Origin of the sequence: Qipengyuania sp. NPDC077563 (genome assembly GCF_044901345.1) — a bacterium.
Taxonomy (GTDB): domain Bacteria; phylum Pseudomonadota; class Alphaproteobacteria; order Sphingomonadales; family Sphingomonadaceae; genus Qipengyuania; species Qipengyuania aestuarii.
Genome location: NZ_JBJDPC010000001.1, coordinates 1047584 through 1065205, shown reverse-complemented (window position 1 = coordinate 1065205; position 17622 = coordinate 1047584). Strand labels below are relative to the sequence as shown.

The window sequence follows — 17622 nt, the reverse complement described above, 5'->3', positions numbered from 1 at the left end:
ATGCTGGCAAGATTAACCCTGTGAGACCGACGCAATCAGGCCAAGGTCCACAGGAAACAACGAACTATGTCCCTTATCGAAAACCCCGACATCGACGATGTCGCACTCGCCGTGCAGGAAGATCGCCCCCTGCGCCCCGGTCGCTACCGGGTCTCGCTCGCTGTCGACAGCGTCGATTTCAACCCGCTTATCCTCGACGATCCGGTTCCGCTAGGCCGCCAGATCCTGAAGAAGGCAGGCATTAACGACATCGACGGCCACTCGCTGTTCGTGATTACTTCCGAAGGCGACTTCGAAGACGTTCGGGCGGACGAGGAGGTCGATCTGCGCGATCGTGCCGCCTTCCGCTTCATCACTTTCAGCACCGACCCGCTCTACCGCGTCAAGCTGAACGAGGCGCGCATCGTGTGGGGCCGTTCTTCCATCCCTGAAGCGGTGCTGCGTGCGCTCGCCGGCATCGGCAGTGACGATGCGGTCTTCCTGGAGGTGCGTGGCGGCAAGGACAAGCTGATCGAACCGGGCACCGATGCGGATCTCGCCGCCAACGGCGTCGAGAAGTTCATCACGGCGCCCAACAAGGTCACCTACACGTTCTTCGTCAACGGCAAGCCCTATGAGACCGATAAGAAGAAGCTGACCGGCGCGCAGATCAAGGCGATGGTGCCCGACTGGGATCCGCAGCACGACCTTTCGCTGGAGGGCGAGGGCGACGATCCGGACCGTATCATTGCCGATGACGAGGCAGTGAGCCTCACCCCGAAGCATGGTGTCCGCCGCTTCTCGTCGGTCCCCAAGGCGAACTTCGGCTGATGCCCGGCGTTCTCGACATGCAGCTGGAGCAGCTGCGGGAGCGCTTCGGCGAGGTTCAGACCCGGCAGTTGCCGAGCGGCACTACGCTCGTCACCGTGCCGGGCGTCCGCCTGCCAGAGGGGTGGTCGAAGTCGTCGACCACCATCCGCTTCATCGTCCCGCCTGGATATCCATTTGCACAACTCGACTGCTTCTGGGCGGATCCTGATCTTCTTCTAGCACATGGAGGCCCGCCACAGAATTCGGCGTCAAATCCTGTCCCGGAGACCGCCGAGCCGGCGCTGTGGTTCTCCTGGCATCTGATGGGACCTTGGAACCCCAACCGCGACACACTGTCGACGTGGATGAATGTGGTGATCGATCGAATGAGGCAGGTCCAATGAGCCGCGTCCGCTTTCCTGCACCTCTGTACTTCGACCTGGCGTCGACGCTGCTCGACGCCGATGGTCTGGAGAGCTGTGCCATCGCGTATGCCCATCACGATGCGCAGAGCGAGACGTGGATCGTTGCCGACGCCAAACCTGTACCGGACGATGCATATGAGCACCGCACCTGCGTATCTGCCGTCCTGAAATCGTCCTTCCTTATCGAGGTTGCAAACCGCAGCCGGGTCACCGGCATGGCCGTCGTCGCGATCCACACGCATCCCGCCAGTCCCGGCCATCCACGTTTCTCGACGGTCGACGATGCGGGCGAAACGGAACTGGGTTCGTATTTTACGCGTCGAGCCGCTCCAGTGCCGCATGTCGCACTGGTGATCGGGCCAGAGGGTTGTCGCGCACGGCTTCTCGGAAACGATGATGAGATTGACGTGTGGGAAGTGGGCGAAAGTCTCATGCTCCATTCGCCCATGCACGGCGTCTCCGATCAGGAACGCGACGATCGGCAGGTCCGGGCATTCGGAGCGCCGGGGCAACGGCTGCTGCGCCGCCTCCATTTCGGCGTGATCGGTGCGGGTGGGACGGGATCGCTCGAGTGCCAGCAACTTGCCCATCTCGGCGCCACGCGGATCACGGTGATCGATCCCGATCTGGTCGAGGAGACGAACCTGAACCGCCTCGTCGGCTCCATCCCCTCGGACGTCGGCCGGCCGAAGGTCGAGGTGGCGGCCAGAATGATCTGTGCCATTAACCCTGATGTCACGGTGGTTCCGCTTCAAGCTGACATCGTTGACGAGGAGGTAGCTAAGCTCATCGCGGGCTTCGATTTCATGCTGCTGTGCACGGATTCCCACGCGAGCCGGGCGGTCGTCAACCAGGCCGCCTATCAGTATTTGGTGCCCGTGATCGATATGGGCGTCAGCATCACTGTCGCGTACGGAGCCGTCACCCACATCACGGGACGCGTGCAGATGCTCGCCCCTGGACTTCCTTGCCTGACCTGCTCGGGCGCGCTCGACGGCGAGGCGATCCGGCGGGAGATGCTGACGCCAGAGCAGCGTGCGGCGGACCCCTATGTCCACGGCGTGCACGAACCCCAGCCCGCCGTTCTGTCGATCAACTCTACCGTGAGTTCGCTTGCGATGACCATGCTGCTCGGGGCTGCCACGTCGGTTCCGGTCAAGCCGCGTTATCAGGTTTATGACGGCATTCGCGGCCGAGTGAAGGAAATGGCTGTCACGGTGCAGCCGAATTGCGTGGCCTGCTCGTCCATGGGCGCATTGGCAAAAGGCCCAGCATGGAAACTGCCGGTCCGGCCGAAACGTCACAACAGGAGCGATAAATGACAGAGCCTGCACGAATGGTCCGGTTGCTTGGCGATGCCGAATACAGAGACCAGGCTGAAGAAACCCTCAGCGCCCCTGGCGACGCTTCCATGGTGTTTCGCTCACGACCCAGATCGATTGTCATGGCCTGCCCTGATGGGTGCGGCGAGACCTTAGTAATCAACCTGGACAGTCGCGCCGACAAGGCATGGCGCTTTGATATGCGGGGAGAAGGACTTACCCTCTTCCCCTCAGTGTGGCGTGAAGGAGGGTGCGAAAGCCACTTCATCGTCTGGCGTGGTCACATTCTGTGGTGCGACCGATTTGAGGGGGGGAATCGGGAGCCGCCTTATAATCCCGAGATCGAAGCGGCCGTTCTCAGCGCAATGGACGAGGTTCAACCACGCAATGCCGTGGAACTAGCCGATGCGATCGACGAACTCGTCTGGGACGTCAGTCGCGTCGCAAGTCGGCTTGTGGGGCGCGGCCTCGCACGATCGTGGAAGATTAATGGAGGGTGGGTGTTCGTGCGGGTGGTGTGACGTGTAGCGGAGAACGACAGGCGTGCTCTTGCGCGCTGCGTTCAGGTCGAGCTTGCCCTGATATTCTGACCCGCCGTTGTCGAGGAACTGGTAGTAACACCCCGCGAAAACTCGTTTAGGCGTCAGAACAAATTTGCCTGGTAGGCAGTCGCCATGAATGACACACGCTCTTCCAGCGGGCGGGCGCAATTCAAAAAAACGTGGCTGCTGATAGTTTGAAAATGCCCCGTTTAGCGTCGCGTCGGTTAGCAAATGTGGCATATGGCAAACTCTCAGTCTTCGTCTTGATACAAATCCTCGGATTCTGGCCGCTGAAAACCGCACTTTGGTATCAGCCAGCCAGAGAGGCTCAGCGTACCTCGGCTCCCTTGTTCGGCAAGGCCACCCCCATCCCAGCGATCTGGGATGGGGTCGGATGTATTGATTTCGCCGGTTTTGACGGTACTTTATCAGAGGCAAAAGATTCGGGATTTGAGGTCTATGCCTCACCGTGAAACGGTCGATAGATCCCGATAGTTCACAAAAAATTTTCTTCCCAGAAATTTCCTAAAAACCCTGCAAAATCAAAAGGCTAACATTTTGACGGCCTCCATCTCGGCGCAGGGAACCAAAAAGGAAATTTTTTGCAGGAAAATCAAATATTTAGGGCGGGAAAAATATTAGAGTGGGAGTAATTCCGGCTTCTGCCATAAAGGCATGAACCAAGCTTGCAGTGGCCCGTTGCGAAGGAAAACCCCATTCCAACGGAGTCCTTGATATGAAAGCCGTCCGCGTCCGCACCCCCGCCAGCCTCGATAGCCTGGAGGTGGCCGATATCGCCGAACCCGGCACCCCAGCCGCCGGCGAAATCACGGTCAAGCTGCACGCCTCCTCGCTGAACTTCCACGATTATGCCGTGGTCGCCGGCATGATCCCGACCGATGACAAGCGTATTCCCCTGTCCGACGGTGCCGGTGAAGTCGTCGCTGTCGGAGACGGCGTGGAGGAGTTCGCCGTCGGCGACCGGGTGATCTCGACCTTCTTCCCCCGCTGGGAACGAGGCGCGCCGCCGCTCGGCAGTTTCGAAACCACCCCCGGTGACGGCATCGACGGATTCGCCCGCGAAATGGTGACCAAGAGTACCAACGCGTTTACCCATGCGCCGCAATCGCTCGATTTCGTGGAAGCTGCTACCCTGCCCTGCGCGGGACTTACCGCTTGGCGTGCCCTGATGGAGGATGGCAAGCTCGTCCCCGGCCAGACCGTGCTGATCCAGGGCACTGGCGGCGTTTCGCTTTTCGCGCTGCTGTTCGCCAAGGCGGCGGGGGCGAAGGTCATCGCCACGTCGAGCTCGGATGAAAAGCTTGAGACGGTCCGCGATCTGGGCGCCGATCACACGATCAATTACAAGTCCTGCGAGAATTGGGGCGATGCCGCCTTCGACTGGACCGATGGCAAGGGCGTCGATCATGTCATCGAAGTGGGCGGGCCCGGCACGGTCAACCAGTCGATCGCCGCCATCCGACCCGGCGGCCATATCCATCTGATCGGCGTGCTCACCGGGCAGTCTGGCGAAGTCGAAACGGCCGCGCTGATGCGCAAGATGGGCCGCTTGCAGGGTCTGACGGTCGGCAGCCGGGTGATGCAGCAGCGCATGATTGCGGCGATCGATGCCAATGGACTGAAACCCCAGATCAGCGATCGCTTCCCGCTGGAAAAGCTCGCCGATGCCTTCCGCCACGAAGAAAGCGGCAAGCACCTGGGCAAGATCGCCATCGAAATCTGAAGCGCTTCGAACGTGAACCTGCTCGATCTCGGTCCCGATCCGCGAACCGAAACGCTGCGCCGCCTACAGGCGCTGCTGGTTCAGCGGTTCGGGCGGATCGAGCGGGCAGCGGCACAGTGGCGCAGGCCGGAATGGGTGCTGGTGCAGGGCGTGATCGGCGCGCGCACCAAATCCGAAGTGTCGAATGCGGCGACCGACCGGCTGCTGAAGCGATATGGCTCGTTCGAGGCCGTCGCGCAGGCACCGCTGGAGGAATTGCAGGCGGAACTTGCCACCCAAACCTATCCCAATGTCGCGGCAGAGCGGCTGAAGGCCAGCCTGACCGCGCTGGTCGAGCGCCGGGGCGCGGTGGATCTGGCGCATCTTGCGAAAATGGATACGCTCGCTGCGATGCAGTGGCTCGAGCAGCTACCTGGGATCGGGAGAAAGATAGCCGCCGGGGTAATGAATGCGTCCACGCTGGATCGGCGCGCCATCGTTCTCGACAGCCATCATACGCGTATCTTGCAACGCATGGGGCTGGTTCCGCCCAAGGCGACCACCGACAAGGCCTTTGCCGCGATCATGCCCGCCATGCCCGATGAATGGACCGGGGCCGATTTCGACGAGCATCATCTGCTGATGAAGAAGCTGGGCCAGACATGGTGCCGCCCCGCCGCGCCCCAGTGCGCAGCATGCGCGGCGCAATCGCTTTGCAAGACCGGCCTCGCACGCACCGGATAAGTACGGGTTGAAACATGGGAGAAGACCCATTCGCGAATTTCTCACGACGCTGCTTCACGATTTCGGCTGGATCCACCGCGGTATCGGCCTGATCGGGAATCTGACCTTCGTCCTTGGCAGCATACTGTTCCTGCCGAGCTTCAGCTCGCTGCAAACTGCCGGAGTGTGGCTGTTCATCGGCGGGAGCGCGCTGATGTTCGTCGGCGCACTGGGCGAATTCCTAATCAGCTTGCCGGGTATAAGACAGTGGGAGGAGAACCGCGCGGACTAACGGCGCACGAGCCGCAGCATAGGTGCGACCGGAGGCAGGCCCCCTGCGGAACGCGGCTGCTTGCTCATCCGTTGGCCAGCTAAACATCCTTTTGGAGATATCATGTCGATCAAAACCGAAAATGCCGATCTGAAGCCGCTGTTCGAACCTGTTCCCATCGGCGCCTTCGAAGCGAAGAACCGGATTTTTATGGCGCCGCTGACGCGCAGCCGTTCCGAGGCGAAGACGAATGAGCAGACCGGGCTCCACGCACTTTACTATGCCCAACGCGCCGGCGCCGGTCTGATTGTCGGCGAAGCCACGCAGATCAGCAAGCAGGGGCAGGGCTATGCCTGGACGCCCGGCATTTTCACCGAGAGCCAGGTGGAAAGCTGGAAAGTCGTGACCGATGCCGTGCACGAGGCAGGGGGAAGGATATTCTGCCAGCTCTGGCATGTGGGTGCGATCAGCCATCCCGTGTTTCAGCCCGACGGGGGCCAGCCCGTTTCCGCTTCCGCCTGGACGCCCGATGGCGAGGCCTTCGTAGGTGACCGGCATGAAGACGGCCCGCAAGTGCCCTTCCAGGAATCTCGCGCCCTCCGCAGCGACGAGATCCCCGGCCTGATCGAGGATTATCGCCACGCCGCCAAATGCGCGGCGGATGCGGGGTTCGACGGGGTGGAGGTGCATTGCGCCAACAATTACCTGATCGATCAGTTCATCCGGTCTGCAACCAATGACCGCGACGACGATTACGGCGGCAGTCTCGACAATCGCCTGCGCCTAATGCGCGAAGTGGTGGATGCCGTCTGCGACGTCCTGCCCGCTGACCGCGTCGGCGTCCGCCTATCGCCGCAGGGCGGCCCGGGCGGGACGGAAGACGCCAAGCCGGAGGAAACCTATCCCGCCGCCGCCAAGGCACTTGCGGGCCGCGGCCTGGCCTATCTGCATGTGATTCGGCCCAATTCGCATACAGGCGAGGGCAAGGATGAAAGCGGTGACAAGATCCTTCACCGGATGCGCGAGGCTTTCGACGGCCCTTTCATTGCCAATGGCAATTTCCAACCCGCAGAGGCGGCGCGGTGGATCGCCGATGGCCACGCCGATGCGGTGACCTTCGGCCGGCTGTTCCTCGCCAACCCCGACCTGCCGGAGCGCATCGCGCAGGATGGCCCCTATAACGAGCCGGACGAGGAAACCTTCTATGGCGGCGGTGCCGAGGGCTATACCGACTATCCCTCTCTCGAGCAGGTGGACGATGCACTTCCGGCATGAGCCTTGCTGACCCTGCCGCAAGTCGAGGAAGTCTACCGCATCCTCGCGCAGGAAATGCCGGGCCGGACACCCGGGGCAAAGGGGCCGAAAGGTCAGCCCGATGCCTTCCGCTCGTGCATTTCCTGCATGCTTTCGGCCCAGTCGCTCGACCGGAATACGGCCAAGGCAAGCGCGGCATTGTTCGCGCTTGCCATCACGCCGCAAGAAATGCTGGAACTGGACGATCGCGCCATTGCCGCAGCGATAAAGCCGTGCGGTCTCTACAATAACAAAACCCGCTCGATCCGCCGCTTCTGCGAGGCCTTGCTGGCCGAACATGGCGGCGTGGTGCCCGAAACCCGCCAAGGGTTGATGAGCCTGCCGGGGATCGGCCGAAAATGCGCCGACATCGTGCTTAGCTTCACCTTCGGGAAGGACGTGATTGCCGTCGATACGCATGTGCACCGCGTCTGCAATCGCACCGGCCTTACCCAGGCCAAAACGGCCGACAAGACGGCAGCGCAGCTCGAAGAGCGTTCACCGCAATGGGCGCTGCATGATGGGCATTTCTGGCTGATCCAGTTCGGCAAGCGCGTCTGCACCGCCCGCACGCCAAAGTGCGAGACCTGCCCGATCAGCGGGATATGCGAATGGTACTCCGGTCAGGCTTGAGGCCTAGGGACCGCGGGCGCTTTGCCTGAAGCCCTTGGCGCCCGACTTAAATGATTTCGCTCAGCCCTCGTCCGCTTTGCGATAGGGCACGAAGTCGTCGAGGAAGATCACTCCGGAAAAGAAGTTCCCCGTGCGGCTGTAGGTCGTGATCTGATCGGTCCGGCAAAGCGATGTCGCGTCGAACTTCTTGATCACAAGATAATCGCCATCGTCGATCGAATCCGGGCTGCGGGTATAATTCACCCACACCGTGTCCCCATCTTTGTAGACCAGGGCGGTGTCGTCGATTTGCGTGAGCGATTTGGAACCGAAGGTGCGGATGCAACGCTCCGGCTCGCCTGCAACGCGGCCTTCGAGCATTTTCGCCAGCTTCGCTTCGCCCCGGGTCTGGGCGGGCGCTTCAGCGGTTTGCGCAGCGACAGGGCCGGCCAGCGCGCCGATGGCTGCGGCGGAAAGGACAAGACGTTTCAACATGATCGTTTCTCCAAATAGCCCAACCCCGATCTCTTACATCCCAACGCCTGAACCGGCGATGAGTTGCCTTCTTGCTGCGACGGTCAGCCAGTACCGCCAACGGTGATGCCGTCGATCAGAAGCGTCGGCTGACCCACGCCCGCAGGCACGCTCTGGCCGCCCTTGCCGCAGATGCCGATGCCTTCGTCCAGCGTCATGTCATTGCCGATTCCCTTGACGCGTGTCAGCACGCTGGGCCCATCGCCGATCAGGGTCGCGCCTTTGATCGGGGCGACGATCTTCCCCTTCTCGACCTTATAAGCCTCGGTACAGGCGAAGACGAATTTGCCGCTGGTGATGTCGACCTGGCCGCCGCCGAAGCTGGTGGCATAGATGCCGTCGTCCACGCGGCTCAGCAGTTCGGCCGGATCGTCGTTCCCGCTCTGCATGAAAGTGTTGGTCATGCGCGGCATGGGTGCGTGCTGATAGCTTTCGCGGCGGCCGTTGCCCGTGGCTTCGACACCCATCAGGCGGGCGTTGAGGCGGTCCTGCATATAGCCTTTGAGGATGCCGTCCTCGATCAGCACGGTTTCGCGGGTGGGGGTGCCTTCATCGTCGATGCTCAGCGAACCACGCCGTTCGGCCATGCTGCCATCGTCGACCACCGTCACGCCGGGGGCGGCCACGCGCTCGCCGATACGGCCCGAAAAGGCGCTGGTGCCCTTGCGGTTGAAATCGCCTTCCAGTCCGTGCCCCACAGCTTCATGCAGCAGAACGCCCGGCCATCCCGGGCCGAGCAGAACCGTCTGTTCACCCGCAGGAGCAGCCACGCTGTCGAGATTGACCAGCGCCTGGCGCACGGCCTCGTCGATCCCGCGCATCCACGCCCCTTCGTCGAACAGGCGATCATAGAGATAGCGGCCGCCGAGGCCATAGAAGCCCGTTTCGCGCCGCCCGTTCTGTTCTGCGACGACCTGGATGTTGAGCCGGACCAGCGGCCGGATGTCGCGCGCGATATGGCCATCGGGCCGCACGATCTCGATCACGCTCCAGTTTGCCAGCAGGCTGGCGGAGACTTGCGCCACGCGCGGGTCCTTCGCTCTTGCAACAGCGTCGATCTTTTCGAGCAGGGCGACCTTTTCCTCGAACGGCACGAGATCGAGCGGGCACAGGTCGGTATAGAGATGGCGGTTGGTGCGCTCGGGCGGAGCGGCGAGAGGCTGGCTTGTCGCATCGAGTAGCTTTAGCGTTTCGCCGGCGCGGGTGATCGCCGCCGCGCTCACCTCGTTCGCATGGGCAAAGCCCGTGGTCTCGCCAGAAACACCGCGCAGGCCAAAGCCCGAATCGCGTGAATAGTCGGCGGTTTTCAGCCGTCCATCGTCGAAGCCGAAGGCTTCCGAAGCAATGAATTGCAGGTAGAGCTCGCCATCGTCGCACGGTGCCAGCAGTCTGGCGGTCAGTGCCTGGGCCTCGTCGGGCGAAAGCTTGTTGCCGTAGACGAGAGCGAGCGGATCGGTGAGCGGTTCGGTCATGCAAGGGAGATAGGCACGAACATGCGCCCCGTCACCCTTTCATGTCATGCTATTTCCATTGGAAAGGCGCGCGATACCGGCGCCTCTGCGGCCCCCGGATCGCTTCGGCTTATCAGGGGTGCCCCGGATCCGCGCCTTCGGAAATATCTTTAAGCAGCGACTGATCGACGCCGTCGGCGGGGCCGCCTTCGAGCACGAAGCGCCGGTCGCAATAGCCGCAATCGACATAGCCATGTTCGTCGATCTCGAGATAGATCTTCGGATGGCCAAGCGCGGAAGGCTTGTAATTCTTGCCGCTGCGGATGTCGGTCGCGCCGTCGCACCATACGCGGTGGGTGGTGACCTTGGACACTTCGGGTGGGGGCAGACTCATGGCAGCGCCGATAATGGGTTTTTTCGAACCGCTCAAGCGCCTAGGGCATGGGCATGACCACACCTCCTGCAATTCGCATCGACAATCTCGTCAAACGTTACGCGCCCAGCGGCCCGGGAGACGAGGGCAAGCTGGCGCTCAAGGGCGTGAGCTTCGATGTGCCGCAGGGCGGTGTGTTCGGCCTGCTGGGCCCCAATGGGGCAGGCAAGTCCACCATCATCAATATCCTCGCTGGCCTTGTGCGAAAGACCAGTGGCAGTGCCGAAATCTGGGGTTTCGACACCGACGAAAATCCGCGCAACGCCAAGCGTTCGATCGGCATCGTCCCGCAGGAAATCGTCTTCGATCCCTTCTTCACGCCCTTTGAGGTGCTGGAGAACCAGGGCGGCTTCTACGGCATTCCCAAGGCGGACCGGCGCAGCGAGGATCTGCTTGCAGCAGTGCATCTGTCGGACAAGCGCGATGCCTATGCGCGCACGCTGTCGGGCGGGATGAAACGCCGTCTGCTCATTGCCAAGGCCATGGTTCATTCACCGCCGATCCTGGTGCTGGACGAGCCGACCGCAGGTGTGGACGTGGAACTGCGCCGCCAGCTGTGGGAGCTGGTGCAGGAACTGAATGCGGAGGGCGTGACCGTGGTTCTCACCACCCATTACCTCGAAGAAGCCGAGCAATTGTGCGACCGGATCGCGATCATCAACCACGGCGAACTGATCGCCAACAAGCCGACGCGCGAACTGGTGGGGATGGCGCGCGAAAAGATCGTGTCCGTCAGCGTCGACAAGGATCTCGGCGGCCCGGTCATGGAAGAAGCCTTTCTCAAGGCGGAAGTGGTCGGCGAACGCCGGCTCGACATCACCTATGATCGCGACAAGACCAGCGCCGGACAGGTCCTCGCGGTGGTCCAGTCACATGGGTACGCCATCGAGGATGTGACCACCCGCGAAGCCGATCTCGAAGATGTGTTCGTGCAGCTGACGGGCGCGGGCTGACCCGCGCCTTCTCTATCCCTCAGCCGAAATAGCGGCGGCCCAGCCCGGCGTCCTTCACCTGAAGCACGTCCCAGACATTTGGCTCGATCTCTTCCATCGGGGTTTTGCAGCAGACGCATTTGCCGACATGCATGCCCCCGGCTTTGCGCTTGTTTGCGACATCGACCGAATGGCGCCCGAAGGCGCAGGCGAGCAGACCCACTTTCATAATTTTCGACCCTCCAAGATCCCGTAGGCCCCCACGATTCCCTGTCGAATCGCGGCATAGCGTTCTGCAGCCCCATTTTAACCATATTTCGGCGAATCGTTCTGTGCTTGCCGCGGTGCGAAGTCCTCGCCATGACAGCCCGATGACCGAAGCATACGACGTCCTTGTCATCGGATCCGGCGCGGCCGGCCTGACTGCCGCACTCGAACTGGCACAGACCAAGAAAGTGCTGGTGCTGGCCAAGGGCAAGCTCGACAGCGGATCGACCGCCTGGGCGCAGGGCGGCATCGCGGCCGTGCTCGATACCGGGGACACTTTCGAAAACCACATTCGCGATACGATGGTGGCCGGCGCTGGCCTGAACGATCTCGAAACGGTGGAATTCGTCATCGAACGCGCGCCTGCCGCGATCGACCGGCTGTGCGAACTGGGCGTTCCGTTCAACCGCGAGGAAGGCGATCTTCATCTTACGCGCGAGGGCGGACATTCCCATCGCCGCATTGTCCATGTGAACGATGCGACCGGCTGGGCCGTCCAGGCCGCGCTGCTCAAGGCGGCGGAAGAAAATCCAAACATCACCCTGCTCCCGCATCAGAGCTGCGTCGATCTCATAACCGGCCGCAACCAGCAGGACTATTCGGGATCGGGCCGCGTGTGGGGCGCCTATGCGCTGGACGAGAAGAGCGGAAAGGTCGTGGCGCATGTCGCGCGGGCCACCGTGCTGGCCGCTGGCGGGGCGGGGCGCGTCTATCTTTTCTCCACTGCGCCGCGCGGCGCGACGGGCGACGGTATCGCCATGGCCTGGCGCGCGGGCGCTCGCGTCTCCAACATGGAGATGATGCAGTTTCACCCCACCTGCCTCTATAATCTGGAGGTGAAGAACTTCCTCATTACCGAGGCCGTGCGCGGGGAAGGCGGGCGTTTGCTCAACCCGGTAACGGGTGAGCGGTACATGGAAAAATACGATCCGGAACGCATGGAGCTGGCCCCGCGCGATATCGTGGCCCGCGCCAATGACGACCAGATCAAGCGCTTCGGCCTCGACTATGTCCATCTCGACATCAGCCATCAGCCGCCCGAATTCGTGAAGGAACATTTCCCCACGATCCACGAGAAGCTGCTTGGCCTCGGCATCGACATGACCACGGGGCCCATCCCGGTCGTGCCCGCGCAGCACTATACCTGCGGCGGCGTCAAGATCGGCCTCGACGCCAAGACCGATCTGCCCGGGCTCTGGGCGGCGGGCGAATGCACCGAGAGCGGTCTGCATGGCGCGAACCGGCTGGCGTCGAACAGTCTTCTCGAATGCTTCGTGTTTGGAGAAGCTGCGGCCAAGGACATCCTCGAATGCTGGGACAGGCTGGACGAACCGCCCGCCATCCTGCCGTGGGACGAAAGCCGCGTGACCGATTCCGACGAGGAGGTGGTGATCAAACAGAACTGGACCGAGATCCGCCGATTCATGTGGAATTACGTCGGCATCGTGCGGACCACCAAGCGGCTGGAGCGCGCCGCCCACCGCATCCGCATGCTGCGCGACGAGGTGGAGGATTATTACGGCCACTTCCGCGTGACGACTGACCTCATCGAACTGCGCAATCTGCTCGAATGTGCCGATCTCATCGTGACCAGCGCGTTGAAGCGGCGCGAGAGCCGTGGGTTGCAGTTCATTCTGGATTATCCCGAGACCGATCCCGTCGCGCGCGATACGGTGCTGATTCCCTAAAGAGAGGCAGCCGCTGCAAGATGGCGGCGTTTCTTTCCCGGGGCCGGAAAGCACCCTAAGGGGCAGCGGATGCGATTCTACAAGGCGACCTCCTTTCTCTTTCCACGCAGCTATGCCGCGCGGATGTTCGCGCTGTGCTTCGGATCGGTGCATGTGCCGCTCCTTGCGTTTCTCGTCTTCATGGCAATCCGCGGTGAGTGGCAATGGAGCATCTTTTTCGTTCTGCTGGTGGCGACAGTGATGGGAAGCGCCATGGGAATTGTGGGGATCTGGGGACTGCTGGCGCCCGTGGGCGAGGCGACACGCTCGCTGCGGGCCCTGCGCGACGGCGATCTCGACCGGCCGGTTCCCGTCGGCGGGAGCGATATGGCGGGCGAACTGCTCGAATCCGTGGCCCACGCTGTGCGCTCCACCCGGGAAAGGCTGACCGATCTGGAGGGCCTAGCGACGACCGACAGCCTGACGGGTCTCGCCAACCGCCGGGGTTTTCTTGAAGCCCTCGAAAGGCGGGGAGACGTGGAAGGCGCGCTCGCCATTCTCGATGGCGACAACTTCAAACGGATCAATGATGCGCACGGTCATCTGCAGGGCGACCGGGTCCTGCGCGCGATGGCACAGCGCCTCGCCACCAGCATGTCAGGCGGCGAAGTCGTCGGCCGCTGGGGCGGAGACGAATTCGTGGTCTTCTTTCCGGACTGCACGATGGAGGAGGCCGCTTATCGCCTCGACCGGCTTCGTTATTCAATGCGCTGGCGGCCGCTGGCTGAAGTCGACGGCCAGCGGGTCTCCTTTTCCTTTGGCCTGACTCCGATCGATGCGGCCGATGCCGGGCAATTCGATGCAGCCATCAAGCGGGCCGATGAAGCGCTCTATCGCGAAAAGCGGGGGCGGGCCGAAACTGCCTGAAGCTGCGGTCGGCAGCCTCAGAGAGTTTGCATAGTCCCGCATCCTGACGCACACCTTTGCGGCATATGCGGCGTGGCCCTTTCTGCCACCAGCCCCGAGGGAGAACGACGTGCCAAAGGCAACAGCAAACGGGATCGAGATACATTACGAAGAACAGGGCGATCCGTCGGCCCCGGCGATGCTGCTCATCATGGGCTTCGGAGCGCAGCTGACCCTGTGGCCGGATGAGCTGGTCGACGAACTTGCCGGCAAGGGCTTCCGCGTGATCCGCTACGATAATCGCGACATCGGCCTCAGCCACAAGTTCGACGGGGTGAAAGCGCCGGGCCTCGTCAAGATGACGGTGATGGGAAAGCTCGGGCTCATGCCCAAGGTCCCTTACACGCTGGCGGATATGGCGGCTGATGCCGTGGGTCTGCTCGATGCGCTCGGCATCGCCAAGGCGCATATCGTTGGCGCGAGCATGGGCGGGATGATCGCACAGCATGTCGCGGCCAAATATCCCGATCGCTGCCTCAGCTTCACGCAGGTTTTCTCGACAACCGGCAATCCGCGGCTGCCCGCGGCGAAGAAGGAGGCGCTGCAGGCGCTGGTCACGCGCCCCAAGAGCGACGAGGAAGAGGCGCTGGTCGAACATGGCATCATGCTGGCGCGTACCATCGGTTCGCCGGGCTATCCTTCGGCGGAAGAGCGCCTGCGCGACCGCACCCTGACCAGCGTACGCCGCAATTACTATCCCGAAGGGCCGACCCGGCACCTTTCCGCCATTGTAGCAGACGGGGATCGCAGCGCGATGCTGCGCGAGATCACCGTGCCGACGCTGGTCCTGCATGGCGAGGACGACCCGCTCGTTCCCTGCGAGGGCGGGCGCGATACGGCGGCCTGTATTCCCGGCGCGAGACTCAAGACCATTCCGGGCTGGGGTCACGACCTCCCCCTGGAGCTGGTGGACGAACTCGCGGGGGAAATCGCCGCGCATGCCAAGGGAGCCAGCGCCGCCTGACGTCTGCCCGGCGCGGCGTATCACCGGAGTGAATATAGCGCTCGGACGCGCAAGCCGCAGCGTCATCGGGCGCTATCGGAGAACGATCGCCGATTCCAAAATTGCGCCCCGAGATTCGATTGAGTCGCAAGCCGGCAGGATAATTTTTGCCCGCAAAATTTTTTGCACGACTGCATTTTTGGGCTTGCGAAACCGCTCAGTCCAGCTTGGTCCACGCGTCGCTGCCTGGCCTCATGGCGCTGGCTCGGCATCGGTGCGGCAAATCGAGCTTAAAATTCGCTTACCCCCCTTGCGCCGGACTCGCGTCTGATTCACTATTTAGTGGTCGGTTGCCCGGGGGTACCCACTAGACCTAGCTTTGAGCGCGTTTCTCACCATATGGAGAGTTCGGCAGTTCGCCTTCGGTCTGTGGAGAAAAAGGGGAGAAGTTTTCGCCCCGTCCCATGGCTCCCGGTGCTAGGCAGGACGGCAGTTCGCCGACTCGAACACATGGTGAACGGCGGGCCTTGCCCCGACCGCTCGACGAACAGATGGAACGGTGGGCACAATGGATTTTAAAGGCGGAGACGAAGCGGCGATGGGACTCGATCTGGACACGCATGACACAGCCGAGGACAGCACGCCCGCAAAGACCGAATCCGCCAAAACCGATAAGGCAATGAACATGGCGAAGCAGGATCAGGGCAGCGAAGAACTCTTCGCCGACAAGGCCGGACAGGCAATGGCGGGTGCCATGGCCGAAGTCGCCAAGGCTGCGGTCAAGGAAGACAGCAAGAAAGTGCTCGACCGCCGGTTCGACGTGAAAACGGACAGCAGCCGCGACGATCTGCTGACCGAATTCGGCAAGGAAACGCTGGAAGATCGTTACCTGCTGCCGGGCGAAAGCTATCAGGATCTGTTCGCCCGCGTCGCTGATGCTTTCGCCGACGATGCCGATCATGCCCAGCGCCTGTATGATTACATCTCCAAGCTGTGGTTCATGCCCGCAACGCCCGTGCTGTCGAACGGCGGCACCCAGCGCGGCCTGCCGATCTCCTGCTACCTCAACTCGGTGAGCGACAGCCTCGACGGGATCGTCAACACGTGGAACGAGAACGTGTGGCTTGCTTCCAAGGGCGGCGGCATCGGCACCTATTGGGGCAATGTCCGCGGCATCGGCGAGCCGGTCGGCCTCAACGGCAAGACCAGCGGCATCATTCCCTTCGTCCGCGTGATGGACAGCCTGACGCTGGCGATCAGCCAGGGCTCGCTGCGCCGCGGTTCGGCCGCCTGCTACATCGACATCACCCACCCGGAAATCGAGGAGTTCCTCGAAATCCGCAAGCCGTCGGGCGATTTCAACCGCAAGGCGCTCAACTTGCACCACGGCGTGCTGCTGACCGATGCCTTCATGGAAGCGGTCCGCAATGGCGAGGAATTCGACCTTCTCTCCCCGCGTGACGGTTCGGTCCGCAAGACCGTGGATGCCCGCGGCCTGTTCCAGAAGCTGGTGGAAACCCGCCTTGCCACGGGCGAGCCCTACATCGTTTTCTCCGACACGGTGAACCGCATGATGCCCAAGCATCACCGCGATCTGGGTCTGAAGGTATCCACCTCGAACCTGTGCGCCGAAATCACCCTGCCGACCGGCATCGACCATCTCGGCAACGATCGCACCGCCGTGTGCTGCCTGTCCTCGCTCAACATCGAGAAGTGGGACGAATGGAATGCGGACAAGCAGTTCATCGAGGACGTCATGCGCTTCCTCGACAACGTGCTGCAGAATTACATCGACCGCGCGCCCGAAGAAATGGCCCGTGCGAAGTATTCCGCATCACGTGAACGCAGCGTCGGCCTCGGCGTGATGGGCTTCCACTCCTTCCTCCAGCAGAAGGGCATCGGATTCGAAAGCCCGATGGCCAAGGTCTGGAACCTGAAGATGTTCAAGCACATCCAGTCCAAGGCTTCCGAAGCGTCCATGGTGCTGGCGCAGGAACGCGGCGCCTGCCCCGATGCCGAAGAGATGGGCGCGATGGAACGCTTCAGCTGCAAGATGGCGATCGCGCCGACCGCGTCAATTTCGATCATCTGCGGCGGCACCAGCGCCTGCATCGAACCGATCCCGGCCAATATCTATACCCACAAGACGCTCTCGGGCAGCTTCGTGGTGAAGAACCCCTATCTGGAAAAGCTGCTCGACAAGAAGAGCAAGAATTCGACCGCGATCTGGAATTCGATCCTGGAAAAGGCGGGCAGCGTCCAGCATCTCGACTTCCTGACGCCGGAAGAAAAGGCCACCTTCAAGACCAGCTTCGAAATCGACCAGCGCTGGCTGCTCGAATTCGCTGGCGACCGTGCGCCCTATATCGATCAGGCGCAGTCGCTGAACCTGTTCATCCCGGCCGATGTGGACAAATGGGACCTGATGATGCTGCATTTCCAGGCATGGGAAAAGGGCATCAAGTCGCTCTATTATCTCCGCTCGAAGAGCGTGCAGCGCGCCGGTTTCGCTGGAGGCGTGGAAGCGGACAACACCGCCGATGCCGCGAAATACGAACTGGCCGCGGGCGGTGAGCAGACCGATTACGAGGAATGCCTCGCCTGCCAGTAGGACGTATATCGGAATCGTAAATAATCTTGGGATCGCGCGAGCCGTAATATTCGGAAGCGCGGTCCCTTTGCGATTTAAGGGGTCATTCTTTTAGTCGACACTCCTAAGCAATGGAGGT

The 17622-nt window shown here is 62.0% G+C and carries 19 protein-coding genes; 15 read left to right on the top strand and 4 right to left on the bottom strand.

The features are described from left to right. Nucleotides 1-66 precede the first annotated feature (66 nt). From ACI2I1_RS05165 to nth (ACI2I1_RS05120), 10 genes are all read left to right on the top strand, one after another. A complete protein-coding gene (locus ACI2I1_RS05165; RefSeq protein WP_404678181.1) occupies nt 67-810 on the top strand; it encodes a multiubiquitin domain-containing protein in 744 nt (247 codons plus the stop codon). Further along, the gene (locus tag ACI2I1_RS05160) at nt 810-1193 is read left to right on the top strand and encodes an E2/UBC family protein (RefSeq protein ID WP_149747797.1); all 384 of its coding nucleotides are present in this window, start codon (nt 810-812) and stop codon (nt 1191-1193) included. Before ACI2I1_RS05165 ends, ACI2I1_RS05160 begins: the two co-directional genes overlap by 1 nt. Further along, entirely contained in the window at nt 1190-2536 is a 1347-nt protein-coding gene (locus tag ACI2I1_RS05155) for a HesA/MoeB/ThiF family protein (RefSeq protein WP_404678180.1), read from the top strand. Before ACI2I1_RS05160 ends, ACI2I1_RS05155 begins: the two co-directional genes overlap by 4 nt. Continuing rightward, nucleotides 2533-3057, top strand: a complete 525-nt coding sequence (locus ACI2I1_RS05150) for a DUF6527 family protein (RefSeq protein WP_404678179.1) — start codon at nt 2533-2535, stop codon at nt 3055-3057. The genes ACI2I1_RS05155 and ACI2I1_RS05150 overlap by 4 nt, the downstream gene beginning before the upstream one ends. A gap of 200 nt (nt 3058-3257) precedes the next feature. Next, entirely contained in the window at nt 3258-3551 is a 294-nt protein-coding gene (locus ACI2I1_RS05145) for a hypothetical protein (RefSeq protein WP_404678178.1), read from the top strand. A 263-nt stretch (nt 3552-3814) separates the two neighbouring features. Next, on the top strand, nt 3815-4822 hold the full coding sequence (locus ACI2I1_RS05140) for an NAD(P)-dependent alcohol dehydrogenase (RefSeq protein WP_404678177.1): 1008 nt from the start codon (nt 3815-3817) through the stop codon (nt 4820-4822). Nucleotides 4823-4834: 12 nt separating this feature from the next. After that, on the top strand, nt 4835-5545 hold the full coding sequence (gene nth, locus ACI2I1_RS05135) for an endonuclease III domain-containing protein (RefSeq protein ID WP_404678176.1): 711 nt from the start codon (nt 4835-4837) through the stop codon (nt 5543-5545). Nucleotides 5546-5552: 7 nt separating this feature from the next. Beyond that, nucleotides 5553-5816, top strand: a complete 264-nt coding sequence (locus ACI2I1_RS05130) for a YrhK family protein (protein ID WP_404678175.1) — start codon at nt 5553-5555, stop codon at nt 5814-5816. 102 nt (nt 5817-5918) lie between these two features. Then, nucleotides 5919-7070, top strand: coding sequence for an alkene reductase (locus ACI2I1_RS05125; RefSeq protein WP_404678174.1), 1152 nt, complete (start codon nt 5919-5921; stop codon nt 7068-7070). A 3-nt stretch (nt 7071-7073) separates the two neighbouring features. Further along, a complete protein-coding gene (nth, locus tag ACI2I1_RS05120) occupies nt 7074-7721 on the top strand; it encodes an endonuclease III domain-containing protein (protein ID WP_404678173.1) in 648 nt (215 codons plus the stop codon). A gap of 60 nt (nt 7722-7781) precedes the next feature. Here nth (ACI2I1_RS05120) and ACI2I1_RS05115 read toward each other — a convergent pair whose 3' ends face one another. The 3 genes from ACI2I1_RS05115 to ACI2I1_RS05105 all read right to left on the bottom strand — a co-directional run bounded on the left by ACI2I1_RS05115 (nt 7782) and on the right by ACI2I1_RS05105 (nt 10079). Continuing rightward, complete coding sequence (locus tag ACI2I1_RS05115) at nt 7782-8195, bottom strand: hypothetical protein (protein ID WP_247710756.1); 414 nt, start codon at nt 8193-8195, stop codon at nt 7782-7784. An 83-nt stretch (nt 8196-8278) separates the two neighbouring features. Beyond that, complete coding sequence (gene tldD, locus ACI2I1_RS05110; RefSeq protein WP_404678172.1) at nt 8279-9706, bottom strand: metalloprotease TldD; 1428 nt, start codon at nt 9704-9706, stop codon at nt 8279-8281. A 112-nt stretch (nt 9707-9818) separates the two neighbouring features. After that, entirely contained in the window at nt 9819-10079 is a 261-nt protein-coding gene (locus tag ACI2I1_RS05105; protein ID WP_404678171.1) for a zinc-finger domain-containing protein, read from the bottom strand. A gap of 53 nt (nt 10080-10132) precedes the next feature. Here ACI2I1_RS05105 and ACI2I1_RS05100 point away from each other — a divergent pair, with 53 nt between their 5' ends. Then, nucleotides 10133-11071 (top strand): ABC transporter ATP-binding protein, encoded by a 939-nt coding sequence (locus ACI2I1_RS05100; protein ID WP_404678170.1) that lies wholly within the window; start codon nt 10133-10135, stop codon nt 11069-11071. 19 nt (nt 11072-11090) lie between these two features. Here the strand turns inward: ACI2I1_RS05100 and ACI2I1_RS05095 are convergent, their stop codons facing one another. Continuing rightward, the gene (locus tag ACI2I1_RS05095; protein WP_221542483.1) at nt 11091-11279 is read right to left on the bottom strand and encodes a hypothetical protein; all 189 of its coding nucleotides are present in this window, start codon (nt 11277-11279) and stop codon (nt 11091-11093) included. 142 nt (nt 11280-11421) lie between these two features. On the opposite strand from ACI2I1_RS05095, the gene nadB reads away from it, so the two are divergent. The 4 genes from nadB (at nt 11422) to ACI2I1_RS05075 (ending at nt 17504) form a co-directional block, all read left to right on the top strand. Further along, complete coding sequence (nadB, locus tag ACI2I1_RS05090; protein ID WP_404678169.1) at nt 11422-13005, top strand: L-aspartate oxidase; 1584 nt, start codon at nt 11422-11424, stop codon at nt 13003-13005. 69 nt (nt 13006-13074) lie between these two features. Beyond that, nucleotides 13075-13911, top strand: coding sequence for a GGDEF domain-containing protein (locus ACI2I1_RS05085; RefSeq protein ID WP_404678168.1), 837 nt, complete (start codon nt 13075-13077; stop codon nt 13909-13911). A 109-nt stretch (nt 13912-14020) separates the two neighbouring features. Further along, nucleotides 14021-14914 carry an alpha/beta fold hydrolase gene (locus ACI2I1_RS05080; protein ID WP_404678167.1) on the top strand — a complete coding sequence of 298 codons (894 nt, stop codon included), beginning with the start codon at nt 14021-14023 and terminating at the stop codon, nt 14912-14914. A 547-nt stretch (nt 14915-15461) separates the two neighbouring features. Further along, nucleotides 15462-17504, top strand: coding sequence for a ribonucleoside-diphosphate reductase subunit alpha (locus tag ACI2I1_RS05075; protein WP_404678166.1), 2043 nt, complete (start codon nt 15462-15464; stop codon nt 17502-17504). Nucleotides 17505-17622 lie beyond the last annotated feature (118 nt).